This window comes from Thalassolituus sp. ST750PaO-4 (assembly GCF_020320405.1).
GTDB lineage: Bacteria > Pseudomonadota > Gammaproteobacteria > Pseudomonadales > Oceanobacteraceae > Venatoribacter > Venatoribacter alkanivorans.
The window spans coordinates 248,083-274,179 of record NZ_JABVCB010000007.1 but is presented as its reverse complement, the minus strand read 5'-3'; the positions used below and the strand labels follow the sequence as shown (position 1 = coordinate 274,179).

The 26,097-nt window shown below is 54.2% G+C and carries 21 protein-coding genes; 7 read left to right on the top strand and 14 right to left on the bottom strand.

Annotated features, from left to right (window positions below; translation table 11 throughout):
* Positions 1 to 75: 75 nt before the first annotated feature.
* The gene (locus HUF18_RS07115; RefSeq protein ID WP_225691664.1) at positions 76 to 4,986 is read right to left on the bottom strand and encodes a ricin-type beta-trefoil lectin domain protein; all 4,911 of its coding nucleotides are present in this window, start codon (positions 4,984 to 4,986) and stop codon (positions 76 to 78) included.
* A 207-nt stretch (positions 4,987 to 5,193) separates the two neighbouring features.
* The gene (locus tag HUF18_RS07110) at positions 5,194 to 8,004 is read right to left on the bottom strand and encodes a ricin-type beta-trefoil lectin domain protein (protein ID WP_225691663.1); all 2,811 of its coding nucleotides are present in this window, start codon (positions 8,002 to 8,004) and stop codon (positions 5,194 to 5,196) included.
* A 199-nt stretch (positions 8,005 to 8,203) separates the two neighbouring features.
* On the opposite strand from HUF18_RS07110, the gene HUF18_RS07105 reads away from it, so the two are divergent.
* Entirely contained in the window at positions 8,204 to 10,078 is a 1,875-nt protein-coding gene (locus tag HUF18_RS07105) for a methyl-accepting chemotaxis protein (RefSeq protein WP_225691662.1), read from the top strand.
* Positions 10,079 to 10,155: 77 nt separating this feature from the next.
* Here the strand turns inward: HUF18_RS07105 and HUF18_RS07100 are convergent, their stop codons facing one another.
* The 4 genes from HUF18_RS07100 to HUF18_RS07085 form a co-directional block, all read right to left on the bottom strand.
* Positions 10,156 to 11,277 (bottom strand): ATP-NAD kinase family protein, encoded by a 1,122-nt coding sequence (locus HUF18_RS07100; protein ID WP_342453563.1) that lies wholly within the window; start codon positions 11,275 to 11,277, stop codon positions 10,156 to 10,158.
* Between the two features lie 56 nt (positions 11,278 to 11,333).
* Positions 11,334 to 12,407 (bottom strand): phospholipase A, encoded by a 1,074-nt coding sequence (locus HUF18_RS07095; protein WP_225691661.1) that lies wholly within the window; start codon positions 12,405 to 12,407, stop codon positions 11,334 to 11,336.
* A gap of 144 nt (positions 12,408 to 12,551) precedes the next feature.
* The gene (locus tag HUF18_RS07090) at positions 12,552 to 13,001 is read right to left on the bottom strand and encodes a hypothetical protein (RefSeq protein WP_225691660.1); all 450 of its coding nucleotides are present in this window, start codon (positions 12,999 to 13,001) and stop codon (positions 12,552 to 12,554) included.
* Between the two features lie 92 nt (positions 13,002 to 13,093).
* On the bottom strand, positions 13,094 to 13,990 hold the full coding sequence (locus HUF18_RS07085) for a DMT family transporter (RefSeq protein ID WP_225691659.1): 897 nt from the start codon (positions 13,988 to 13,990) through the stop codon (positions 13,094 to 13,096).
* 141 nt (positions 13,991 to 14,131) lie between these two features.
* Between HUF18_RS07085 and HUF18_RS07080 the strand changes: the two genes are divergently transcribed.
* On the top strand, positions 14,132 to 14,632 hold the full coding sequence (locus HUF18_RS07080; RefSeq protein WP_225691658.1) for a MarR family winged helix-turn-helix transcriptional regulator: 501 nt from the start codon (positions 14,132 to 14,134) through the stop codon (positions 14,630 to 14,632).
* Positions 14,633 to 15,143: 511 nt separating this feature from the next.
* Here HUF18_RS07080 and HUF18_RS07075 read toward each other — a convergent pair.
* Positions 15,144 to 15,917 (bottom strand): ferredoxin--NADP reductase, encoded by a 774-nt coding sequence (locus HUF18_RS07075; protein WP_145469338.1) that lies wholly within the window; start codon positions 15,915 to 15,917, stop codon positions 15,144 to 15,146.
* A gap of 143 nt (positions 15,918 to 16,060) precedes the next feature.
* On the opposite strand from HUF18_RS07075, the gene HUF18_RS07070 reads away from it, so the two are divergent.
* From HUF18_RS07070 to HUF18_RS07060, 3 genes are read left to right on the top strand one after another with little or no spacing between them, the layout of a single operon-like run.
* Positions 16,061 to 16,963: a LysR family transcriptional regulator gene (locus HUF18_RS07070; RefSeq protein WP_225691657.1), complete on the top strand. Its 903-nt coding sequence runs from the start codon at positions 16,061 to 16,063 to the stop codon at positions 16,961 to 16,963.
* A gap of 30 nt (positions 16,964 to 16,993) precedes the next feature.
* The gene (locus tag HUF18_RS07065; RefSeq protein ID WP_145469336.1) at positions 16,994 to 17,503 is read left to right on the top strand and encodes a YgjP-like metallopeptidase domain-containing protein; all 510 of its coding nucleotides are present in this window, start codon (positions 16,994 to 16,996) and stop codon (positions 17,501 to 17,503) included.
* A gap of 52 nt (positions 17,504 to 17,555) precedes the next feature.
* Positions 17,556 to 17,999, top strand: a complete 444-nt coding sequence (locus tag HUF18_RS07060) for a nucleoside deaminase (protein WP_225691656.1) — start codon at positions 17,556 to 17,558, stop codon at positions 17,997 to 17,999.
* Positions 18,000 to 18,012: 13 nt separating this feature from the next.
* Here the strand turns inward: HUF18_RS07060 and HUF18_RS07055 are convergent, their stop codons facing one another.
* From HUF18_RS07055 to HUF18_RS07045, 3 genes are all read right to left on the bottom strand, one after another.
* Complete coding sequence (locus HUF18_RS07055; RefSeq protein WP_186435933.1) at positions 18,013 to 18,801, bottom strand: sulfite exporter TauE/SafE family protein; 789 nt, start codon at positions 18,799 to 18,801, stop codon at positions 18,013 to 18,015.
* Positions 18,802 to 20,280: an amidase gene (locus HUF18_RS07050; protein WP_225691655.1), complete on the bottom strand. Its 1,479-nt coding sequence runs from the start codon at positions 20,278 to 20,280 to the stop codon at positions 18,802 to 18,804. It lies immediately after the preceding gene.
* A gap of 66 nt (positions 20,281 to 20,346) precedes the next feature.
* Positions 20,347 to 20,895: an SLATT domain-containing protein gene (locus tag HUF18_RS07045; RefSeq protein ID WP_225691654.1), complete on the bottom strand. Its 549-nt coding sequence runs from the start codon at positions 20,893 to 20,895 to the stop codon at positions 20,347 to 20,349.
* Positions 20,896 to 21,103: 208 nt separating this feature from the next.
* Here HUF18_RS07045 and HUF18_RS07040 point away from each other — a divergent pair, with 208 nt between their 5' ends.
* Positions 21,104 to 21,979, top strand: coding sequence for a substrate-binding periplasmic protein (locus tag HUF18_RS07040; RefSeq protein ID WP_225691653.1), 876 nt, complete (start codon positions 21,104 to 21,106; stop codon positions 21,977 to 21,979).
* Here HUF18_RS07040 and HUF18_RS19845 read toward each other — a convergent pair.
* Positions 21,904 to 22,182 carry a cysteine-rich CWC family protein gene (locus HUF18_RS19845; protein WP_225691652.1) on the bottom strand — a complete coding sequence of 93 codons (279 nt, stop codon included), beginning with the start codon at positions 22,180 to 22,182 and terminating at the stop codon, positions 21,904 to 21,906. The genes HUF18_RS07040 and HUF18_RS19845 overlap by 76 nt on opposite strands.
* A gap of 64 nt (positions 22,183 to 22,246) precedes the next feature.
* On the opposite strand from HUF18_RS19845, the gene HUF18_RS07030 reads away from it, so the two are divergent.
* Positions 22,247 to 23,305: an FUSC family protein gene (locus tag HUF18_RS07030; protein ID WP_225691651.1), complete on the top strand. Its 1,059-nt coding sequence runs from the start codon at positions 22,247 to 22,249 to the stop codon at positions 23,303 to 23,305.
* On the opposite strand, the gene HUF18_RS07025 is transcribed toward HUF18_RS07030, so the two are convergent.
* From HUF18_RS07025 to HUF18_RS07015, 3 genes are all read right to left on the bottom strand, one after another.
* Entirely contained in the window at positions 23,296 to 23,496 is a 201-nt protein-coding gene (locus HUF18_RS07025) for a hypothetical protein (RefSeq protein WP_225691650.1), read from the bottom strand. The two genes, HUF18_RS07030 and HUF18_RS07025, sit on opposite strands and share 10 nt — an antisense overlap.
* A gap of 220 nt (positions 23,497 to 23,716) precedes the next feature.
* Positions 23,717 to 24,937, bottom strand: a complete 1,221-nt coding sequence (locus HUF18_RS07020) for an argininosuccinate synthase (RefSeq protein WP_225691649.1) — start codon at positions 24,935 to 24,937, stop codon at positions 23,717 to 23,719.
* A gap of 186 nt (positions 24,938 to 25,123) precedes the next feature.
* Positions 25,124 to 26,056, bottom strand: a complete 933-nt coding sequence (locus HUF18_RS07015) for a flagellar protein MotY (RefSeq protein ID WP_225691648.1) — start codon at positions 26,054 to 26,056, stop codon at positions 25,124 to 25,126.
* Positions 26,057 to 26,097: the final 41 nt, after the last annotated feature.

Genomic DNA, 26,097 nt, shown 5'->3' with positions numbered 1-26,097 from the left:
ACAGCCTTGCTTAAACCCGCAGTCAGCCCGGTAATTTACCAGACTGACTGCAAATTTTACTCAGCGCAGTATTGCTTATTCACTGACCCATTGCTGCTGCGGTAAATGATCACGCGACCAGATACGCACAGAGGCACCGCTGACATTTTCGGCTGATTCAACAGCAAAGGCCGTATTACGGCGGGTCGTCAGCTGTGCTCCGTCACGGATAAACTGCTGATTCCAGTCACCGTTACAGGCCCAGAGAACCAGCGCACCGTTGTCCTGCGTCTGCCCTTTATAATCCAGACACAGATTCGGATTAGCGAGCAGATGGAAACGACCGGCGCTGTCTTCACGCCATTGCTGTTTCTCATCCACACGGCACTCACTGAGTACCAGACCACTGTCCTGCTGCACCGCAACAGCCGTCAGACACAAACCACTGCCATGGCGTAAATGCCGGAAGTCAGACGGGTTCTTCTGCCAGAACTGGTTGTTGTTGCCGTTTTCACTCCACATATTTACTTCACGCAACTGACCCTGATGAGCATCAACCACTTTACCCGGATCAGCTTTAAGGCGGATCAGGTAACCGTCGGTCTGCCATTGCTGATCGGCGTTGTTATTACACTTCCACAGCGAGAACCAGCCACCGTCAGCGGCCTGACCTTTGGCACAATAGTGTTCGGCCCGTTTCGGATGGAAGCGACCGAGCAGATCCTGATACCACCACTGATCGTTCCAGTCACCGCACTGGTAACGGCCAATGTTGGCATCATCACCCACACCTTCGGCCACCCAGCATTCATCCCAGTCACGCATCTGCATGCGGAAGTACTGTTTCTCAGCACCATCGAGCGAGCGTACATAAGCCAGCAACTGGGTCTGCTCAGCACTGTTCAGGCTGCGGTTGGCACCGTGTCCGGATGCCAGCACGGCTTCCAGGGTCGGCAGCTGACCATTATGGAAGTACGGCGCGGTACGCCAGACGCCGTGCAACGTTGGGGTATCAAAGCCGACTCCCGCCAGCGGTTGATTCTGGCCCAGACCGGAGTCCGGCAGAATGGTACCGACATCGTGACGCTGTCCGTCACGCTTGGTATCGCCGCTGTGACAGCCGGCACAACCAACCTCACCGAACAGGGCTTCACCACTCTGTGCTGCCGCCGTCAGTTTGCCGTTTTCGCTGCGGTACGGGCTGCGTTCGTAGTTTTCGAGCGAGGCGACATAAGCGGCCAGCGCATCGAGATCAGTGCTTTTGCCAGCCTTGGCCGCACCCAGTGGCGCCTGCGTTGCGTTAAAGTCAGCATCCGCGAGGAAGCCGGTACCGCCAAAGGCGTAGCGGATATCATTTTCGAAATCCTGAATTTCATCGAAATTCGCCGTCCAGTGCACCCGGCCATGGCCCAGACCCATACGTCCTTTCAGGCTGATGGTATTACGCAGACCTTCACCACGGTCGGTAAAGTCCCATACCACACCGTCATCCAGACCTTCGATATGGCAGCTGGCACAGGCCATGTAACCATCGCGGCTCATACGCAGATCACGGGCGTTATAGAAAATCTGCTTGCCGCGCAGCACCGAATCTTCCAGTTTTTCGTTGGCTACCACCATGATATCGGCAACCTTTGCCGGCGCAAAGCTGACCGATGCCAGCACATCCTTCAGATCAAACACACTGACCGAGCGGCTGGTGAAGTTGTAAATAAAGGCGCGCTGACGCTCAGCATCGATATACACGCCCTGAGGCGCCAGACCACTCTGATTCAGCGCACCACGCACTGCACCGCTGTAGGCATCGACAATTTCAACGGTGTTCGAGCCCTGCAGCGCCACCAGCACGTAATCCCCCTGCGGTGAGAACGCCAGCGCATGAGCGGAATCGCGGTCGTTAAAGTCGATCTGTTCGGCAAACAGCTCGCTGCCGCTGCTCAGGTCAATCTGGTTTACCACCGTGCGTACGGTACTGTCATGGCTCAGCGGCCGGCCATCACGCACCGGCCCACGCTCGATATTCACCTTGGTTGACGGCACCCAGGCCCGGCGGCCGTCCGGCGAAATCACCACCTGATGCAGATAGTTCGGCACACCACGGCCACGGTCTTCGGCGTCGGTGGTGCTGGTGTCGTTGGCCAGCAGAATGCTGTTTTCTGCCGTCATACTGCCCAGGTTCACCACACTGATTTCAGCACCACCGGTGCCGTTATTACTGATCGCTGTGCGCATACGGGTCACGTAGGCCCGTTCACTGTCGGCATCCACCGCCAGACCACGGGCATCCGGATTCACCGCAACGCGGTTCAGTTCGGCACCGCTATAAGGGTCAAAGCTGAGTAACTGACCACGGTTCTGCAGTGTTACCAGACCCAGACTCTGATCCGGAGTAAAGACAATGCCGTAAGGGCCGTCGCCATAAGGTAAGGCAACACGCTTGCGGACTTGCCCGGCGCTGTCCAGTGCCAGCAGCAGATCGTCAGCCTGCACCGCTACCCAGATCCAGCCGTTCGGACCGATGGCCAGGGTTTTCGGATCGCGCCCCACAGCCACTTCCCAGACTTTATTGAGGGAGCTGGCATTAATGGCGGTCACAGTGCCGTTATCCGGATTGACGTTATACACCTGCTGGCCATCGCCAGTGACCGGGGTTGAATTCGCCGGAGCCTGAGGTGTCAGCGGATAAGTCACCGTATGCTCGAAGCTTTGGGTTTGTTCGCCCTCCGGCGTCTGAATAGTCACAATCACCCGGTAGTGACCCGGCGTACTGTACTGGTGACTGACCGGGTTGGCGCTGCTGAACGGCGTCACCGTACCATCGCCAAAATTCCAGCTGATTAACGCGTTTTCACTGCCACGGATATCCACCCGGAAGCTGCCAGCGGTGTTCACCTGCTGCTGCATCTCGCGGGTATCGGCGTTGATACTGAGTACCGGGGTGGCGGCCAGCGTCTGGATTTCGTTATCGGATAACACCCGGTTGTACACCCGTACATCGTCAATAACGCCCTGCAGCGCCTGTCCCTGCTGCAGAATGCGGCCTAAGGTCTGATAGCTGTTATACCAGGCGCCGCCAAGAATACCGGCGCGGGCACTGCCACTGGCAACACGCTCACCGTTCAGCCAGATACTCAGTGCACCGTCGGCGGAATTACGGCTGAGCACAACATGCCGCCATTCACCGTTATTAACAGCCTGTGGTGTGCTGATACCGCTGTCGTTACCGGCACTCAGACGCAAGCGGCCGTTGCTGTCGAGCCAGCCCCAGAATACGTCTTCGGTACCGTTCTCATTATCACGGCCAAATAATCCCGGCGCCTGCCAGGCGTTATTGCTGCCGCTTTGCGTGGTTTTTAAATAAAACGACACCGTGGCCGAACCGCCCAGAATGCCCGAAACATCGTCATCGAGACTGAGCTGACCCGCCGCATTCAGCGCCAGACCACCTTCGCTGAACTGACCGCTGCTGAGCTCGCCGTGGTTGCCACCGGCCTCATCACGGCCATTACCATCCAGCGGCCAGTGGTAAGCCAGGCTGGCATTGGTCGCGCTGCCGGTGGTAAAGCGGCTGATATACAGACTGCTCAGGGCATTACCGGCATAGTCTTTTACGCCGCTGACCCGCAGTTCATATTCGGTGTTGGGCGCCAAAGGCTGTGCCGGGGTGAAATTCACCAGTCCCAGCCAGGCACTGTACGTACCGGCCAGCGGTGCCGAACCGGGCTCAGTGACAGGACGCAGCTGAATGGTCGCGGCACTGATGCTTTCAAAATCGACGGAGTCGGCAAAGGCAATACCAATACGGCTGGTCAGCGCCTGATTCAGTGCTCCCGGACGTGGCGACACCTGCTTCACCCAGGGAGCCGTCGTATCCGGGTGAATATCGTGCACCATAAAGGCATTACCGGTGCCGTGATCGTTACCGATAAACACCAGGTTACCAAAGGGCGCGACCTGACCATGATCGGCATTGGCGACCGGTAAGGAGCCATGACCAATATCGGTGTAATTAAACGGGTTACTGATATCCACTTTATGCACCGCGTGTTCTATCCCCTGAAACACGTGGTTGTCCTGAACGCCGCAATACAGCTGCTCATCAATCTGCAGGCTGTTGCTTTCCAGTACAAATTTACCCGGATTACTCAGGTCATAACTGACCATATAAGCGCCGGCGCCACGCACCGAGGCATGCACTTTATTGCCATCGAAACAGGTGGCGTAATAGCCCTGCGGTAAATCCGGGGTGCGGTCGAGTAAACGCGGATTGAGCGGATCGGAAATATCCAGGCTGGCAAAGCCATCGCGCTGATCCATGCTGGTGACCACCATCTGGTTGCCCAGCGTAAAGATCGGCCCGACGCGCGAACCTCCCAGCTCAGCCGGCGGTACCGGGTTCGGCCGGCCGTTGCCACGGTTAGCAATAACAGGGTTGGCCGGATCGCTGGCATCAACAATAAAAACACCCTGATCCGAAGCGGCAACATAGAGGTAAGGTGCCTGCCACCACTGCTGCCAGGCAACGGCGGTATAGTCACCGGAATTCACTCCTGGCAGAACCAGCTTGCTGACCTGCTGCGGGTCGTTAAGGTCGGTGAAATCCCATATTTCGATGCCTTTAATGGTCTGCACGCTGACATAACGGCGGTCATTAATTTTAGTCAGACCAAAGGCATGGGCTTCGCGGAATTCGCCGGTACGCCCTTCCGGTTCATAAATACGTTTTACCAGCTGGATATTGCGCGGATCGGACACGTCGTACAGCAGGAAGCCACCCGGTCCCCAGCCGCTGTCCGGCGCAAATAACGTCAGAAAATACCCGTCCACCATCATGCCGACGTTAGCACCATAAGCTTTGCGGAAGGCGTAGGTCGGCGGAACACCACTGTCCTGATTAATCCAGGATACCGGCGTGAATAATTCACTGCTGCTGTAACTCAGATTTCCGAGTCCGGGACCGGGCTGAGCTAATCCGGCAGGCGATTCCGCTGGCGGAGTATCACTCATAGCCAGCAGCGGCTGTGTCAGTGCACTGCCAAGCAGCAAGGTTGTAACGGGAAACAAAGCTTTAAGCAGCGGCTTTCGCCGCCTCCCGGAGCCATGCGGCATCCGGGATCTGTGTAACGCAGAAGTCATGATGAGTTATTCCATTTTTGTGGTTTTTATTTATAAGTTTATTTTTTAATTATTATTTATGGCCCCACAAAAAAGAGTTCAGAACTGCATTTTCCAGCGTTGTTGTGCCCCCTGATGACGTGACCAGAGACCCACATTAGAGCTGTCCTCAGTGCCATAGGCATCCAGAGCATAAGCATCCGATGAGCGCGGAATCAGCTGATAACCCTGAGCATCCGGCTGAAGGTTCCAGCGCAGGTTATCGCTGTTTACACAGTCCCAGATCACAGCTTTACCGTTATCACGTAACTGGCCTCCATGATCTAAACATTTATTGCCGAGTGCCGATTTCAGATAGCCACTGTTGGCATCGTAAAACCAGCGCTGGGCATTGCTGCCATTACATGGATAGGACTGCACATTTGTGCCGTTCCAACTGCGTGCCCCGGCAACATCCAGACATAAGCCTGAACGGGCATTAATCAGCGAAAAACCATTGGCCGCAGTTCCTTTGTCGGCGCTATAGCCGGAATGCGTCATGCTGCCGGTGAGATACACCGGGCTTTTTCCCTGCGCTAACTGATAGCGGATACCCGCCTGTAAATCCGCCAGTTCTTCGCCACTGAGCCCGGCATCCCCATGAATTAACAGGGCAAAATGCAGACTGTCAGAATTTTCTCCTTCCGTGACATCATCCCAGATGAATACCCGCTGGCCAGTGCCAGCCCCGCGATCAGAAATCATAACCACTTCATCCGCTTGCTGTGTTACCGCAGCCGATAATGTCGCGGCCGGAAAAATACCGGCATCGGTAATTACAGTAAGTTGTTCTTTTGCCAAATGCCGTGGCCAGTAAATTTCCGTCGGCGCATCGCTTAAACGTCCGCGCCAGGCAGCAAAAGAAAATTCGGTATTGCGCAGAAATTCACGTTCAGAAAATAACGGCGGTAAAGAAACACGGATACTGTGGTAGTTCATCCGGTCGCCGGCACGATCCGGTACCCGGCCTTCGTAACTGAAATGCAGAAGATCCCCCTGCAATGCACGCGGATAAGCACGCTGTACCAGTTCGGCATTAATATTGTAGTTCTGGCCATAATCACGGATGACGGAAAAATTCTCGCCATTCCAGGCATCATCGTCGGTCATTACGCGCTGAGGATTACCGTTCTGTAATTCCTGATGGTTGTCGTAATAATAGTCCCACTGCCATTGAGTACCGCTGATCAGAGGCGTATAAAAATCCACATACCGGTCTTTACCGGAAACGCGATCTGAGCTTTCCATTCCCTGATAGGTGGCATTCACCACCCGCTCGGTATCGGTATGTCCCCAACCGTCCAGCCACATACCGAACTCCGATAAAAACGGCGTAATATTCAGATAACGGGTTTCGTCACGGATCTGGTCAATATTGGAAAAATAGCTGCCATTACGCGCCACGGTTAAATCATTAACGCCCATACGGGCCTGATCATAAAAATGGCTGTTAAAAACAAAGCCATCACCGGGCTGATAGGTTAAGTGATGGCCACCAGTTGCCGGTGCAACGGCTCCGGCAATAGAACTCCAGAACACCATCGGCTCGGCAAACACCGGGGTATTACTCCAGCCGCGCTGATCCATTTCTGCACGCACACGCTGATAAAATGGCCACAGCACCTCATTATCCCAGTCGGCATAGCTCATATTGCCGATGCCACCGTCAAAGGGCTCATTAACCGGATCAACGCCAATAATCATCGCCCGCTGTGCGGCTGTTAGATGTGTCTGCAGATAATTCAGCATTTCCCCCAGCTGCCAGACAAACTGGCTCTGGACAAAATCCAGTTGCGGCATAAGAGAGAGGCCGGTGGCGGCATCACGCAGCTGAAACTGCTGATGGCTGTCTGTAACCTGACTGGCTGCCACACACTCATCCAGCTGCACATTACCGTTATTCAGGCTCAGGCATTTATTCAGGTCCAGCACAGCGTGTACGCGGCCATAAGCATCCGCCATAAATTGCTGCGCGCTGCTGCCGTTGCATTGATACACCTGAATATCGGTACCCGCTGCGGTTTTGGCACCGGCTACATCCAGACACTGGCCCGTGTCCGCAAGGCTGCGTAAGGTGCCATCCTGCCGATAATGCCAGCGCTGATTAGCACCGCCATGACAGCTCCAGCCGCCAACGGTGACCGAATTCCCGGCCTGACCACCAGCAATATCCACACACTGATCCAACGCAGGCAGATAGAGTTCAATATCGGCCAGATCCTGATTCAGCGCCCAGTGGTCAGCCCAGAAACCACGCATGGCATTACGTACCGCCGAATCGGATTGCTTGTGCGCAGCCCAGGTCAGCTGACAGGGCAGACCACAATCATCCTTGCCGTAAACATCGCTTACCGCCCAGCGCGGCGCACCATTACCGGTATCGCCGGAATCGGCCGTAAAGGTATGGCGGCTGTATAAATCCGAGTGATAATCCAACAGCACATACAGTCCGAGGTCCGCTGCGATGGCAATCTGCTGGCTGACCGCCGCCAGATAATCTTCATCCACCTGCCCCGGCTGCGGTTGCACACCTTCCCATGCCAGGGTGTAGCGAATCAGATTGGCACCGGTTTTGTCCTTCAGTAAGCCCAGACTGACCTGCGCATCTTCACTGTTTTTAAAGGCTTTAAAGCCCGATTCTGCCAGCTTCACTTCACCGGATACGTTGAAGCCACGGAATCCAAGCTCGCGGCCAGAGGCAGCGGCAAAGACCTTATCCTGTTGACCGGCAACGACTTTTTCTCTGATAAGCACCTCATCTGCAGCAGGAATGCTGTGCAAAGCAACAGCCTGCAGGGGGAGCAGTGTCAAAGCAGAAAGAATACAAAAACCGGTGCGCCGGTAGCGGCTGGCGTGAGTAATAATCGACATGGTAAGGCCCTGTTATTTTTTATTATGGTACTTACGTATTAAATTAGCAGGGATATATCCGTACTCCCTAGGACTTGCCATGCCAATGGCTACACCGGAAACAGCGATACGCAGCCAAAACCTGCCATATACCGCATACAACTGGCGCCCTACGGCAGTTGTTCTAGTCTTCTGTCATAGCTACATAAAGGTTAACCCCATGGTTATTGACAATTTCAGCATTAAAAGTAAACACAGCATGATTCTGGTGCTGGTTGTTCTTGGCCTGATAATTACATCAGCACTGAGCGTACAGCAGTTTTCCCGCCTTGGTGCTTTATCTGATGTGCTGTATCAACAGCAAACGGTGAGTGGCGATATTCTGCTGCTGCGCCGTAATGAAAAGGACTTTCTGGCACGCAAGGATATGAAGTATGTCCAGCAGTTCGGCACCGTCGCAGACAAAACTCAGGATGACATCACGAAACTGAACAGCCACATGCGGGGACTGGGTCTGAATACCACTCAGGTCCAGCAACTGAGCACCCAGGTGAATGGTTACCGCAAGATATTTGATACCCTTGCCGCTGCTCAGCAGGAAATCGGTCTGGACCCTAAAAGCGGTCTGTATGGCGGCCTGCGCAAAGCCGTACATGATATCGAAACCTCGGCAAAATCTTCCGAAGACTATGAGCTGCTTTATTACATGCTGATGCTGCGCCGCCATGAAAAAGATTTTATGTTGCGTAGCGACCCATCCTATATGGATAAATTCAAAGCGGGTATTAACGATTTCAGTCAAGCGCTGGAACGCAGCAGTCTGGCCGGTAACAGTCAGGTTCAGCAGGAACTCAGGAGTTACCAGGATCAGTTCACCACACTGTTCAATAAAGAGCAGCTGATGGGATTAAACGAAAAAGAAGGTCTGCGCGGCGAGATGCGCAGCACCATCCATAAAACCGAAACCATTTTTGATGAGCTGACGGTCTACATCACCGGTGAAATGGAAACCATGACTCAGCGGGTATATACAACCCTCACGCTGAGCATCCTGTTAACCTTCGCCGTGGTTGCAACCCTGACCTTTCTGGTATCCCGTGCGATTTACCAGCCTGTGCAGAATATTACCGGCAAAATTCAGCGCATTGCCCGCGACCTCGACCTGACCCAATTAATCGGTCACCGCTCTGGTGATGAGATTGGTATTTTATCTCATGCCTTTGACGCTTTAATTGCCACACTGCGCGAAACCGTTGAGCAGGTAAAATCCGGTGCAACCGAAGTAGCCTCCGCATCGGAAGAGATGTCAGCCATTACCCGTGAAGTCGGCGATGCCAGCAATCAGCAACAGGAAGAAGTTGCCCAGGCGGTTACTGCCATGACCGAAATGACCTCAACTATTCAGAACATTGCCGGCAATGCTAATCAGGCAGCCAGTGCCGTCAACGAAGTACATCGCGAGGTCAGTCGCGGAAAAAGTATTTCGGATGAAGCCCGCCACGAAATTGAAACCCTCAACAGTGAAATTCTGGAGGCCACTAAGGCCATCGAAAAACTGCAGAAAGACAGTGAAAGTATCGGCGCGATTCTGGGTGAAATCAGTGCCATTGCCGAACAAACAAATCTGCTGGCTCTGAACGCTGCCATTGAGGCCGCACGTGCCGGCGAGCAGGGACGTGGCTTTGCCGTGGTTGCCGATGAAGTGCGGACATTGGCCAGCCGAACTCAGGAATCCACTGAGTCTATTCGGGCAACCATCAACGAATTTAATAAAGGAACCGCTGAAGTGGTCAACACCGTGCTGAAATCCCGTGACCGCGCCGAAACCGGTATCGCCCGCGTAAGTGAAGCCAGTGAAGCTCTGCAGGTGATTTACAGCAACATCAGCAGCATCAACGACCTGAACACCCAGATCGCCACTGCAGCCGAAGAGCAAAGCTATGCCGCCGAAGAGATTAACCGCAACGTCGTACGTGTTAATGAGTTGGCCAGTACCAGCCATGAGCAGGCGTCTCAGGCGGCCTTGGCCAGTGCAGCACTGGCAGAACTGGCAGCGCGTCTGAATCAGACAGTGGAGAAATTTGTCGTCAACTGATGATTCAATCCTCCCCCAGGAGAACAATAAAAAAACCGGTCAACGCCGGTTTTTTTTATGTCTTCATAGTATTCAGATTAAATCAAGGTATGAACAATCTGATCACGATAACCGGTGGTAATTTCAACGGTCCCGGCCCAGTCTTTATCCAGTTGAGGGTCGCCACTGTCCATAATTAATGGCCGGCCATTCAGTGCACTGATTTTTGTTTTGGTTGAAATCAGACGGATATTCTTCTTACCCAGTAAACGCAAAATCTCCGGGCTGAACTGCTGATTACCCCGGCCGAAAATATGTCCCTGACCGCCCATCACACTGACAATCGCCTGAGCCTGCGGATATTCTGCCAACAGCCCAAGTATTTCTGCCGCGGTTAAATCCTTACCAATCTGTTCCCGGTTATAAACAGCATCCACACCCAGCAAAGTATTCTCTAGCCCCAGTTCATCCATCACCGCTTGCGTGGTTTTGCCTGAGCCAACCAGATACAACACATCATCATCCATATCGGCACAGATAAAGGCCGCAATATCAGCCAGCACCAGCTCTTCCACCTCAACGCCGCCCTGCTTTACCGCCTGCACAAAATGCCCGGCCTGAGGCACACGCATTTCACCGTAATGCCGTGCACGTACCTGATTATTGCGGAAAGCTTCTTCATCCAGATCACGCACTTCAGCTTCTTTAATATCCACTAGCCCGCCTTCCAGCAGACTGCGCACCACCTCACCGGAAGCCGCCGGAGTAATACCATAAACAGCCGAATGAATTTTCACGCCAGCCGGAATACCGAGTACAGGTAAGGTATCACCAATAACCGCACAGATATCGCGGGCGGTGCCATCGCCACCGGCGAATAACAGTAAATCGACGTTATTCTCCAGCATTGCGGCCGCCGCCAGGCGGGTATGTTCGGCACTGGTATTTGCGTCCGGAATATCTGCATCGATTAAACGGTAAGAAAATCCGAGTTCTGTCAGCAGATCGGCCCCCATTTCTCCGGGACAAGTCAGAAAATGGCAGCGCTCTTTTAATGCCGTCAAAACATCCAGCGCCTGACGGGCACGTAATACAGCTTTACGCTCAGCGCCACGGGCCAGAGCTTCGGCAACGATGTCCGCGCCGTCACTGCCCTTAAGGCCAACGGCGCCACCGATACCGGCATAAGGATTAATAATAAGTCCGAGGGTTAACATCATAGAAATTCCGGCCTGAATGCGCGGCGATTATACCGCGCTATTGTTATACAGCCAGCTCAGAACCAGTCGCTGAGTTTAATGCCGACGCCAATACGCTCCTGATAGCGGTTGTAATCAATCAGGCTTTCACCGTAACCATTAAAATACTGCACAAATCCTTTGATTTTACGGTTGAGCGGAAAGGTCCAGCCGATTTCAATCGCGCCACGGTTTTTATCCGGATTCAGATTATTGCGCAACATAGTGCTGATATTGTGGTTGCCCATGACATAGATATAGGTGAATTCACCGTTACCCATATAATCGTCGATATCCGGGTTATCATTATCGGCGGGGTCAAAAGGATCAGCCTTACTTTCTTCCGGCAGGCGCCACCAGATCCGGGTGGAATAGATCCCTGTAGACGATACCGATGCGACCTGGGCAATAACCCGGTTCCAGCTGCGCGACATCGAGCTGGTCTGGCCGTTGGACTGGTGATTAATGGCCAGAGAAAAATAATCAACCCACTTATTTTGTGGCTGCCAGGAAAATATCAGCTCGGGTTCGTGGTTGGTTTCACGGAATGGCCGGGAAATATCGCCGTTGTACGCCTGCCAGAAGGAACGGTTGGTATAAGCCACATCAATGCTGCTGAATTTTCCCAGCAGACCTTCGGACAAACGGTATTTGATACTGAGCTGAAATACCGCCTCCAGATGATCATTGCCAGCTTCGCGTTCAGCGTCAGGATCTCCGGTGTAATGTTGCAAAACCCGGTTCTGTTCACGATCACTGGGACGGCCCTGATAAGACAGAGGCAACACATAATTAGGCCGGTGCGGGAGCATCACATAAGGACTGTCGGATGCCAGGCGCTCAACCTGAATTTTTTCAACCAATTGCGGCAGGTTGTCACGCAATGCTGGTTTGAACTCATCATCCGCAATCATATCAACCGGTTGCTGCTTGGTTTTCAGCGGCCCGGTGGCGGGTAATAATTCTTCCAGCACCGTCGGTTCTCTACCGGCTCCGGCATCAGCCTCAGTGTCTTCAGCATTGGCCACAAAAACAGGACACAGCATTGAGACCATAACCGGGACCAGTAACGATACCTTTAAAATCAGAACAGCAGGGTTAAGCAGCTTCATACGGATTCCATCGCCAGACATTGCGCGGCCAATATAGCCGTGCCCTGACCGAAGTGCGAGAGCAGCCTCTGCCTGTCCGGCCATTTTCCCGCCAAACAGCGCAGACACTCTGTCTCCCAGCTGCAACGATCGGCGTGCGCTGGCTTAAACCGTCATGCCGTCCGCTTCAAGATACGGTGTGCGGATGGCCTGATATTCATTTTTGCAGCCCGGACAAATGCGAATGTCTTTACTCAGAATCCGGCTGTGAAGATGCAGTAATTGCTGCTTACTCTCCCAGCAATAAGAGCAGTGAGGCTGACCATAAGGACGGCCATCCAACGTTTTGTAATAGCCATCACCGCGACGGCGCAGATTGCCTTTGTACACCAGTGCTTCATGTAAGCGGATCAGTTCTTCGTCACGGGCTTCACACACGCCCTGCAGCAAAGCCAGCTCCATTTTACTGGAGGCAACCGCCGAGGTAAGTTCAGCCAGCAGACGCTTCAGCTCTGTCTTATCCAGCACATAACCGGCGTCGCGTATCTGCTTACCGACATCCTGAGCAAAGTTCAGGCTGCGCAGTACATCTTCTACGGTACCTTGTCCGGGCATTGTCATTCTCCTGTCACACGATCATTCAAATAACGCCGGAAAACCGACGATTTATTTAACTAACCGGAGACATTGCAGCTTCAGTGCCAGTTTTAACTGACCCTGGCTGCAGACAAATGCCGCTGCGCCGCCGGATGCTGAGCCAGCAACACACAGAACAGCACCAGTGCAATGGCAAAAGCCTGACTGATATTCATCAGTTCCCCCATCACCAGAACACCGGCCAATACTGCCACCACCGGATTAATCAGCCCCATAAAGGCCAGCTTATCAACGGCAATCAGGGTAATAGCACGGAACCACAGGTAATAACCCAGTCCCATACCCACCGGTCCGAGCCAGACCAGCGCCAGCACGCCCTGAGTATCCAGTGCCGGAAACGGCCGTCCCCAGAGCAGCATCAGCAGCAATAACACAACACCGGCACTGAACAACTGCGCACTGGCCAGTACCAGCGGTTTGATACCGCGCCCCAGAACCGGCATCAGCAACACGCCCAGCGCCATGCAGAATGCCGCCGCCAAAGCCAGCGCCACTCCCGTCCAGTCAGGTTCAGCCGGAGCCTGCCAGACCAGCAGCCCAACCCCCGCCATCCCGCCCACCGCAGCCAGCAACTGCAAAGGGGCCGGCAGCCTGCCCTGCAACGCGCGCAACAGCAGTAACTGCAGCGGCATACTGGCCGTCAGTGTCGCTGCCATGCCGCCCGGTAAGCGCTGAATAGCACCAAACAACAACACCGTGAAGATGCCGATATTCAGCGCACTGAGCACCACAATGTTCAGCCAATGCCGGCGCCACACCGCCAGCGGCACCAGCCATACCATCATCACGCCGGGCACCACGATGCGCAGCGTCGCCAGCCAGAATGGATCAACTCCGGCGAGAAAAGCCTGCGTCACTGCGTAGGTTGTTCCCCACAACAAAGGAGCTGCCACGGCCATCAGCCATAGCGGCAAACCAACGGGTATATCTTTACTGCTCGCTGTCATTTCTGCCCACCAGTTATCTTCATGTTAAGATATTTCAAGCAAAGATATCCCTAACGACGATCCCGGTCAAATATCTTTACGTTAAGATATTTCCCGGGCACACTGAACAGATTCCGTTTTACACAGGAAAAGCGACACCTTATGACTCAGGATCATGTGGATTTTATTGCTGACCAATGGCAGCAGGAGCGGCCAGACCTGGATATCTGGCCGATGCAGGCGGTGGGCCGGCTATCACGTCTGGCAAACTATACCCGTCAGGAAATCAGCGAACTGCATAAGCAGCTGGGGCTCGCCAGTGGTGAGTTTGATGTGCTGGCCACCCTGCTGCGCAGCGGCCCGCCCTACCGCTTAACTCCGACGGTTCTGTTTAAATCGGCCATGCTGACCTCCGGTGCCATGACCAACCGTCTGAACCGGCTGGAACAACGCGGCCTGATTGAGCGCCTGCCCGATCCCGATGACCGCCGCAGCCTGCTGGTACAGCTGAGCGACAGTGGCCGCGAACTGATTAACCGTGCAGTTGAGCACCATCTGCAATTGCAGGCACGTCTGCTCAACGCATTGCAGCCTGAACAACAACGGCAACTGAACGATCTGCTGCGTCAGTTGCTGCTCAGTTTTGAGCACGCACAGGAATAACACTAGGGCCTGTCGACACTCATTGAAGAGGTCCTGCTGAGAGCCGGTTTTTCTCAGAACAAGGAGAGAGGAGTGATATTGTCAGGAACATCCATGTTCCTGACCCTACGGGCTTCGCGCCCATCTGCTCCTGCAGATTGGTAGCGGGCTAAATGAATGACGAACGACGATGTTTATGGGGAAAACCGGCCTCAGCCCGAAGGGTTATGGCTAAAAATCCCTCATCCTGCGTTGCTGTTCGCTCGCTTAAGCCGTTACCAATCTGCCTGGAACAGATTGGCGTGCCAACCCCGAAGGGGTGAAGCACAGGGATGTGCTGAACATCCCACACTCTCAGCGCCTTGTTTGAAAAATTTTTAGTCAATAACAGGCCTGTTTAATGAGTGTCGACAGGCCCTAATAAAAAAGCCCACCCGTTCTCTGTTCTGACGGGCCAAGATTCCGGCAGAACAGAGAACGGGCGGGCTTACCCGCTTGCCGCTATAACGGCGAATTCATTGGCAACAGCGCCTTACTTTTCGACGAAGGCGCGCTCAATCACATAATGCCCCGGCTTACCGCCACGCGCTTCTTCAAAGCCCATGTCATCGAGAATTCTGGTCAAATCATCCAGCATCGCCGGGCTGCCGCACAGCATAAAACGGTCGGTTTCCGGATTCAGATCGGCCAGGCCGATATCACGGGTCAGCTTGCCACTGGTCAGCGCATCGGTCAGGCGACCGTTATTACGGAACGGCTCGCGGGTAACCGTTGGGTAATAAATCAGTTTTTCGCGCACCACATCACCAAAATATTCGTTATTCGGCAGTTCATGCTCAATACGTTGCTGATACGCCAGCTCGGATACCCAACGCACGCCGTGGGTCAGAATCACTTTGTCGTACTGTTCGTACACATCCAGATCTTTGATGATGCTCATAAAAGGCGCCAACCCCGTGCCGGTGCTCAGCAGATAGAGGTTTTTGCCGGGCAACAGGTTATCGGTAATCAGTGTGCCCACCGGTTTGGTACCCACCAGAATTTCATCGCCAACCTGCAGCTTTTGCAGGTGAGAGGTCAGCGGGCCGTCCTGCACTTTGATGGAGAAAAATTCCATCTCTTCTTCATAGTTAGCGCTGGCAATGCTGTAAGCACGCAGCAGTGGCTTATCTTCCACTTCCAGACCAATCATCGTGAAATGACCATTCTTGAAACGCAGCCCCTGATTACGGGTGGTGGTAAAGCTGAACAGGGTTTCATTCCAGTGATGCACACTGGTAACAGTTTCGCGGATCAGATTGCTCATAATGGCTGGTTCCTGGCGGCCAATTTAACTTGTCAGGCAGAGTAACCCACGGCAGACTATCGGCAAATCAAGTTATCTGAATAACTTTATTCGGTTTTACCGAATAACAACCCGATGCCGGCTCCGGCATCTCCGAGGCCGCCATGCGTTACACCCTGCGTCAGCTGCAAGTGTTTATTGCCATTGCCCACCACCAGAACCTGACCCGCGCCGCCGATGAACTGGCGATGTCGCAGAGTGCGGCCAGCAGCGCGTTAAAAGACTTTGAGCATCAGTTTGCCGTGCAGCTGTTTGACCGTGTCGGCAAACGCCTGCAGCTGAACGAACAGGGCCGGCTGGTACGCCCACGGGCCGAAGCCTTGCTGGCTCAGGCGCAGGATTTCGAACAGATACTGCTGCGCCATGCCGAAGCCGGGCCGCTGAATGTTGGTGCGACCCTGTCCATCGGTAATTATCTGGCGGTGGGTTTAATGGCGAAATATATGGCCGAACACCCGGATGCACCGGTGCGGCTGGATGTGGCCAACACCCGCCAGATTGCCGACAAAGTGCTGAACTACGAGCTGGACATCGGCCTGATTGAAGGAGAGCTGAATCATCCGGAACTGGAAATGATTCCCTGGCATAACGACGAACTGGCGGTGTTCTGCCACCCCGACGATGAGCTGGCGTACAAGCAACAGCAGCAGGGCCATATCGATGACAGCGACTTACTCGCCGCCCGCTGGATTCTGCGCGAAAGCGGCTCCGGCACCCGTCAGGCCTTTGACCGCGCCCTGCACGGCCTGCTGCCCGACCTCAACATAACCCTTGAGCTACAGCACACCGAAGCCATTAAGCGTGCGGTGGAAGCGCGGCTCGGTATCGGCTGTCTGTCGCAGATTACCCTTACCGATGCTTTCCGCCGTGGCAGCCTGGTGCATTTAACAGTCCCGCAACGCGACTTCAGCCGCCAGTTGTATATGATTGTGCACCGCCAGAAATACCGCAGCGCCGGTATTCAGGCCTGGATTGAGCTGTGCCGTAACCATGCTCTGAATCCCTGAAACATCGTTAACCATGCGTAAACCAAACCAATGAAACAACGCCAGATAAACTATCTCAACGGCTACAGCCCCGATCTGCAACGCCAGGCCGCCGAGTTACTGGAGGCCGGTAAACTCGGTCCGTTGCTGCAGAAAAAATATCCGCACAGTCACAGCCTGAATAACGAACGTGCGCTGTACGATTACACCATGGCGTTAAAAAACGACCACCTGCGCAGTTCTCCACCGCTGAGCAAAGTAATTTATGACGACAAAATTCATGTGATTAATCACGCCCTCGGACTGCACACCTTTGTCTCGCGGGTGCAGGGCAGCAAGCTTAAAGCCAAGCACGAAATCCGCGTGTCCACCCTGTTCCGTCAGGTGCCGGAGGCTTTTTTACGCATGATCCTGGTACACGAACTGGCGCACCTGCGCGAGAAAGAACACAACAAAGCCTTCTACAAACTGTGCTGCTATATGGAACCGGATTACCACCAGCTGGAATTCGACCTGCGCTTATACTTAAGCCACCGCGAACGTTTCGGCGATCTCTGGTAGCCCCATAAAAACGGCAACCGGCCAAAGCAAAAACAGGCAAAAGGACAAACCTATGAACGATCAGCAAGCGATGCAGGCCGCACTGGAAGAAGCACGTAAAGGACTGGCCGAAGGCGGCATTCCCATCGGCTCGGTTCTGGTTAAAGGCGGGCAGATTATCGGTCGCGGCCATAACCGCCGGGTACAACAGAACAGCGTGGTGTTACACGCCGAGATGGATTGTCTGGAAAACGCCGGACGCTTAACCGCCGCCGACTACCGCGAATGCACGCTCTACTCCACCCTATCCCCCTGCGATATGTGCAGTGGCGCCGCGTTGCTGTATGGCATCCCGCGGGTGGTGATCGGCGAAAACATTACCTTTATGGGCGCCGAGGCCCATATGCGCGAGCGCGGTGTCAGCCTGACCGTACTCAACGATGCGGAATGCATTGAACTGATGCGCGGCTTTATTGCAGATCAGCCAACGTTATGGAACGAAGATATCGGCGTCTGAGTGCAGCGGCTTGTCAGCCCTGATACCAGACCCAGATCAGCCGTAACGCCAACAGCGTCAGCACCCAACGGAACAAGGTGCGGAACAAGGCTTCCGGAATCCTGCCCATCAGTTTCAGACCGGCACGGGTACCCAGATAACCGGCCAGCACCATCAGCAGCAGTAATGGCAGCCACTGGCTGAAGGCGAAACCGGCAAAGCCAAATACCACGACTTTTAATAGATGCTGCACGCTCATGCTGGTCGAAAAATTGGCTGTGTACTGCCAGCGGTCACCATCGCTGCGTCCCAGCCAGGCCGACACCAAAGGCCCCGTGGCCCCGACCAGCATGGTCGCCAGCGTCGTCAGCCAGCCTCCTGCAAACAACCCCAGAGGATGTTCCCCCAGCCCAACCGGCGGCACTTTGCCCCAACTCAGCCAGAGAATAAACAGACCGATAAACAGCGGAATAACACCAGGGTCCAGGCGCCCGCTCAGCCAGTGCAGAGCCAGTACGGATAACACCACGGCCAGTAAAGCACCGGCTAAAAACCAACCGACCTTAGGCCATTGAGTATGCCGCCGGGCCAGCCAGGCGCGGGAACCGTTAGAGCCCAGCTGCACCATGCCATGCAGCGGAATCAGTGCCAGCGGCGGCACAATACCGGCCATTACCGTAATCAGAAATGCCCCGCCGCCAACACCCAGTGCCGCTGTCAGCAACGAACCGAGAAAGCTGCACAGCAATAAGGTCAGCAACGCCGGTACCGACAACCCGGCAAAAAGTACAGTCAGCAGGCTGCCATCCTCCCCTGCCGGCATTCAGCTCAGCCCCGGCGGCGCACGGAAATCCATACCCGCCTGTTCCAGCAGCCGGGCAAACTCAATGGTCGTGCGGTCATCGTAGCGGCGCCCCAGAATCTGAATGCCAACCGGCAGGCCGGTGGCGGTCTGCCCGACCGGTGCGCTGGTCGCAGGCAGCCCCATCAGGGTGGCCGGAGCAATCCACATAAACATATCGGAGTAGTTACGCTGCCCGCCATTCACATCCAGTTTGCGCACCTGAATCGGGACATCCTGTAAATGGCGGAAGGCCGCCGTCATCGCCACCGGCGTCAGCACCACATCGTATTGGTCAAACAGCTTGCTGAACGACTCGGTCAGGCGATAACGCTCTTCGCTGCGCTTTACCCAGTCAGCATGGCTCTGCCCCATGCCCAGCAAAAATTCATCACCGTATGCCCCGCTTTTCATCCAGCGGCCAAAGCGTTTGGCCATGCCGCCCATCAGACGCATCATGCGCCGCTGGCCGGGCTTCATGCCGGACCCCAGCACCGAGCCCAGCAGGCTCATATACACCGGAAAGAAGCGGCTCAGTGAGATTCCTTCAGGAGCGCCGTACGTCACTTTCGCGCCCGCTTGCTGCAGTTGCTGATACAGACCGTCATACACCGGCTTCAGGGTTTCATCCAGCGGACAGAGCGGATCATCCAGCCACAGCAACACGCGGAAATCCTGCAGCTGCTTAGCCCGTGGCGCCGGCAGATTGAGTGACCAGTGCTCCGACATCAGAGGGCCGGGGGCGGCCACCACCTGCAGTGCCAGATCCAGATCTTCGGCACTGCGAGCCAGCGGACCGGGAACCGCCAGATCCGGTTCACTCAGCATGCCCGGCGGCCCAGGAATATGGCCACGGCTGGAAACAATGCCGTAGGTAACTTTATGGCCGAACACACCACAGAAATGCGCCGGTGTACGGATCGAGCCACCAATATCCGAGCCCAGCTCCAGTGCGGTAAAGCCCGCGGCCAGCGCTGCTGCGGCACCGCCGGACGAGCCACCTGGCGTACGGCTTTCATCCCAGGGGTTATTGGTCGAGCCGTACACCTTGTTGTAACTCTGAATATCGCCGGCATAGAGCGGCACATTGGTTTTACCGAAAATAATGGCGCCGGCATCCAGCAGGCGCTGCACCGCAAAGGCGTTACTGCCCGGCCGATGTCCGGCCAGTGCCGGTGCGCCGGCCACACAGGGCATGCCCTGCACTTCGAAGGTATCTTTGATGGTGATCGGCAGACCGTGCAGTGGTCCCCAGGACACACCTTCACGGCGCGCATTATCAGCCTCATCGGCACGGCGGAACGCAGCGTCAAAAGCGGTGGCGACCACCGCATTAAGCTGCGGGTTATAGCGTTCGATCCGCTGGCGGTAATATTCGAGCAGATCGCGGCTGCTCAGTTGTCCGGCGGCCATTGCCGCCAGTAAGCGGGTCGCACTCTGATAAGCCCATTCAGTTGGCATGCTGTCGTCCTTATTATTATGTGGATTCCGATTCCGGCAACAGAGCGGCAGCCGGGATGACTAGCGCTATTTTGCCCGTGTCAGCAAACGCTGGCGGGCATATTCATACTCACGTGGTGACACAATAAACATCTCGGCCCGCTCGTTAATCTCGGCATATTCCTTATTCAGCCGGCGCAGTTCCACAGCCAGTTGCTGCAGATTCATCAGTTCATCATCGTACAGTGCCAGCAGACGCTCACACTCACGCGCCAGCTCCAGATAATCGTTACCAACTTCACGATGACCGGCGCAGTTTTTCTTAAAATCAAAAAAAGTCTGCACACCGCCCAGAGCAGCCGCCAGTAATGCCAGACCGGCACTGAGCCATTTGCCCCAGTCCGGTAACTCGGCCTGTAACAGAGCAAAAAATACCGACCCCAGAATCAGATTAATAATCACCACCGGGACACCACAGAGAATGTGCAGGTTACGGCGCTTCAGCGATGCGTAAAAGTGACTGTTCTTACCCAGCTGGGCGTTAAGGCGCAAACTGTCAATCAACTTCAAGGTTGACGGGATTTCAGCCACCGGGCTGGCGTCCGGATATAAAGTCTGGGGAGATGAATTGGTCATACCAGGCATCCTGCGTGGACATCAGAACAAAGAATCTGAGCAATAAATTGCAACAATAAGGCCGGACTATAACAGCGCGCAGAGCCGCTCCCAAGCCGGGCCCGTTAAATTAGTGTGAACCGTTCCAGAGCTTGATGAGTAAAATCTTTTCAAGCCCCGGACACAGGACTATTCTGTATACAATGCTTATACAAAAGAGGCCAAGGACTTGGTTAAGCAATCTTACAAAGTAACATCCCCCTTCCGACAGATCAGTGCCAGCCGCCGTATCATGCTTTGTCTGGCCCTGTATTTACTGTCTCCGCAGCTGCTTGCCTCAGCACAGCCGGAAGCCCAGGTTAAAGTCGGGATCTATCCCTATCCTCCCTATGTTGAACAGAATGAGCAGGGAGAATATGAGGGCATCGCCATCAGCCTTATTCAGCTGCTTAATGAGCACCAGAGTCATTATCAGTTTGTACCTGTGCCCATCTCACCCAAGCGCCGTTATCAGGCCTTTACCATGGGCGATTATGACGTCATCTTTTTTGAGAACCCGGCCTGGGGCTGGCAGGGTATTCCCATAGAAATTTCCCGCCCCTATCAGACTGACGGTGAAGTCTATGTGGCACTGGCCGAACAAGGCCGCGACCAGCAATATTTTGCCGACCTCTCAGATAAGCGCATGATCGGCATTCTCGGTTTTCATTACGGCTTCGCCGCCTTTAATGCCGACGAACAGTTTCTGCGGCAGAATTTTCAGATGATTTTGTCCTGGACCAACGAAAAAAATCTGTCATTGCTGCGTGAGCGGCATGGCGATATTGCAGTCATGAGCAAAGCATTTCTGCATCGTTTTTTTAAAGATAACCCCGGCGCGCGTGAAGAATTTCTGGTATCGGATCGTTATGACCAGCGCTATCAGCACTCCGCTCTGATCCGTCCTGGTTTTATGCCCGGCGCAAAAGAAATCAACCAACTGATGGATGAACTGAAAAGCAACGGTAAGCTGCTGGAATTATTCCGCCCTTATGGTATCCGCGAGTGTTCTGAAATCAGTCTCGATGCACAATCCGGACAAATGCAGGACGTCTGCCTGGAATAATTTTCTGGCAGATCAGCCTGCTGGTGCAGCAATTTACTGAGACTGACTTCCGTCTGAAAACACCAGCAAGCCGATGGCTCTGTTTGTGCTGCAACCGCACACTGGTTAAGCCCGCCGCAGAGCGGACAACGCTGCTCATCTGCACCCTCTGAACAGTTTTCCGCCTGCTGAACGCTGGTATGATTGTCCCCTGAAGACGACATAAAACCTCTGTAAGCCAATACCTCATCGCCGTATCATAGTCCTTTGCATGCTCAGGTTGAATCTATGCCGCCCTCGCCACAGCGTTCCTCACGCTGGTCCATCATAAAACAGGAAATGCGTGCCCTGCTGCACCTTAATCCGACCACCCGTCCGTGGCATTTACCCTTGCTGGTCGCGTGTTGTTCGGCACTGCCTGCATTAGCGGGTGTACTGTATGGCGATATAAAATCCGGCATTCTCGGCTGTGTTGGTGCGCTGGTGATTCTGTATCTGCCCGCCGCCGGATTGCGTCGCCGTCTGCTGACACTGCTGGCCTGCAGCCTTGGTTTTCAGCTCAGTTTTTTACTCGCCAGCATCAGCTCAGGTCCTCTGAGTGCTGCCCTGATGCTGCTGTTGATAACCATGGCCAGTACCTTTCTGACACGCTGGCTAAGCATGCCACCACCAGGAAGTTTCTTTTTTATTCTGGTTGCCGCGTTGGCAAGCGTTCTGCCTCATGAAACGGAACAGATTTCACATAGACTGTTGCTGGTTGGCCTCGGCAGCGCGGGAGCCTGTATTCTTGCCCTGCTGTACAGTCTGCTGTTGCCAGCAGAAACAACACCACCAGTCAGCACCGTTGCCCCGGCACGCCGGATACTGGCCGAAGCCACGGTTATCGCCGTCTTTGTTGCAGCGTCATCGTTATTAGCCAACGCGCTACAGCTGCATAATCCGTACTGGGTACCCATTTCCTGCGCCGCGATTATTCAGGGCGCCAACTTTCGTTTGGTATGGCAACGGAAAATACACCGCGTCGTCGGCACCGCACTGGGATTGGGCATCGCCTGGCTGATTTTTGCCCTGCAGCCCAACGGCTGGATGCTGGTGCTGATTATTGGTTTGCTGAGTTTTTCGATTGAAGTTCTGGTGGTGCGTAATTACGGCATTGCTATGCTCTTTATTACGCCATTAACACTGCTTTTTGCCGAAATAACGGCGCTGCAAAGTCCGCTGGATACCCTTATGCTGGCGCGTTTCAGCGATATTTTACTGGGCAGTCTGATCGGTCTTATTGGTGGCTGGCTGATTCACCACCCACGTTATCTGGGTCGTATCAGCGCACAGCATAATCAGGATTGATGATCCTTTTTCACCGCCATTTCCGGTTGAACTAAGTACATTTCTTCCGGCGGATGAAAATACACATTCGCCGTGCAGCCGCTCAGCCATCCCAGCATGACCGCCAGAAATATCCGCCGCTGAAAATTATAAATAACCGGTTGAGAAAAATACGTCCGTAACTGTGCTATTCCGCTGAAAAATACCGACATCGTTATCCCTAACAAGCAGTCATTTCATGATATGCAGGCCATCATCAATAAGGCGCTACGCTAAAAATAAACTTATCAGTCTGACCATCAGCAAACAAGGGATTTATTGCGACATAAAATCACCAGCAGCATGCAGAAGTGTTCTGAAAACAGCTTCAAAAAGCCCATAAAAAAACCCGCCGTAGCGGGTTCTTTTTTGCGAAAAGCAACAGCGCCGGAATTAATCCAGGAAGCTACGGCCTTTTTTCGCAGCCGTGCGCAGACGCAGAGCGTTCAGCTTAATAAAGCCGGCCGCATCTTTCTGGTCGTAAGCACCGGCATCGTCTTCGAAAGTGGCGATTTTTTCATCGAACAGAGTGTCTTCTGAACGACGGCCAACCACAATCACGTTGCCTTTATACAGTTTTACGCGCACATCGCCGTTAACAACTTTCTGGGTTTCGTCGATAGCCGCCTGCAGCATTTTACGCTCAGGGCTCCACCAGTAACCGTTGTAGATCAGCTTGGCGTAACGTGGCATCAGTTCGTCTTTCAGGTGCGCCGCTTCACGATCCAGAGTGATGGATTCGATCGCACGGTGTGCTTTCAGCAGTACAGTACCGGCCGGAGTTTCGTAACAACCACGGGCTTTCATGCCCACGTAACGGTTTTCTACGATATCCACACGACCCACACCGTAAGCACCGGCCAGTTTGTTCAGCTCTTCCATAATGGTGGCCGGAGATTTTTCCACGCCATCGATGGCAACCGGGTCACCGTTTTTGAAGCTGATGGTGATGTAAGCCGCTTCGTCCGGAGCATTTTCCGGAGACACAGACCACAGCCACATATCTTCTTCCGGCTCATTCCATGGGTCTTCCAGGATGTCACCTTCGTAAGAGATGTGCAGCAGGTTAGCGTCCATAGAATACGGAGATTTCTTACCGGCTTTTTTCTCAACTTTAATGTCGTGCTTGTCGCAGTACGCCATCAGGGTTTCACGGGAAGTCAGATCCCATTCACGCCATGGAGCAATCACTTTTACGCCTGGTTTCAGGGCGTAGGCACCCAGTTCGAAACGCACCTGATCATTACCTTTACCGGTTGCACCGTGGGCAATGGCATCAGCGCCGGTGGCGTTGGCAATTTCGATCAGACGCTTGGCGATCAGCGGACGGGCAATCGAGGTACCCAGCAGGTATTCACCTTCGTAAATGGTGTTGGCGCGGAACATCGGGAATACGAAGTCACGGGCAAACTCTTCACGCAGGTCGTCGATGAAGATTTCTTTGATACCCAGAGCTTCAGCCTTGGCGCGTGCCGGTTCAACTTCTTCGCCCTGGCCCAGGTCAGCAGTAAAGGTTACGACTTCACACTTGTATTCTTCTTGCAGCCATTTGGCGATCACGGACGTATCCAGACCACCGGAATAGGCCAGCACCACTTTCTTGATGTCTGACATGGGTATTCTCCAGGATGATGATTGGCCGCACAGGGGGCAAACAGCCCGTACCGGCGGATAGCAATAACGAAAGGGGCGGTATTGTACTGATTGTGCACGGGATAGCCAACAGGCGTACCCAAAGGACAAAGAAAGAGCAGTAAAGAAAGAGGACTAAAAAGAGCAATAAAGAAAGCGCGGCGGGTATCAGTCGCCGCTGGCGGTAGTCTGGGTGCGGACCTTCGGTTTAAACAGCAGATTATCCGGTATCGGCATATCTTCCCGCTGTTCGATGCGGATGGTTACACGGCGGTTTTCGGCGCGTCCGGCGGCGGTTTTGTTGCTGGCCACCGGATAACGGTCACCATGAAAACGGGTGGTCACCATTTCCGGATCGATGCCCTGCTTTATAAAGTAACGTTCCACATCCTCAACCCGCGCCTTGGACGTCTGGCGGTTATCGTAACGGCGGCCAACGTTGTCAGAATGACCGTCCAGATACACGGCAAAAATGCGCGGATCATGCTTTATGTAAAAAATAATGCGGTCGAGAATTTTCATATCGGGGGCATCGATCTGCTCTTCACCACTGGCAAACAGCACCTTCGAGCGCGCCACCTGCCGGTAATTAACCGGCAGCAGCTGTTTTACACACTCCAGATAATCCAGATAAAACTGTGGAAACGACACCGCCGACAGGTGCACTTTTACAAAGCGGTTCTGATCGTAATAGGTTTTGTGGCTGATGGCAGGCCATTTGCCTTCCAGCAAGGCATGCAGAAACTGATTGGTGCGGGTGGCGTCCAGACTCAGATTCGGCGTGTCTTTTACAATCCGCGCCACACCCAGATCTTCGCTTTTTACTCCCGGCTGCCAGGGCGGTGGCAGGATACTGACCCGTGCCTGGCTGTACGACATCAGGTTCTTCAGGGTTTCGAGCTGAAAAGTAACGTCCTCGCCGGCCTCGTGATAGAACACCGCGCGGCCATACCCGGCCAGCGTCTGCTCAAAACGGCACTCAAATACCGAACCACTGACCGACCAGTCGGTAGTTTCAATGTCACCGCCGTAGTCCAGCGCCGCATCCGCCTGGCAGAAAGCGCTGAGCAACATGCAGCTTAAGGCAATTAGTTTGTGCATAGACATCCGGTTGAGGCTGTTAAATTCGGGGCTGTTCCTGA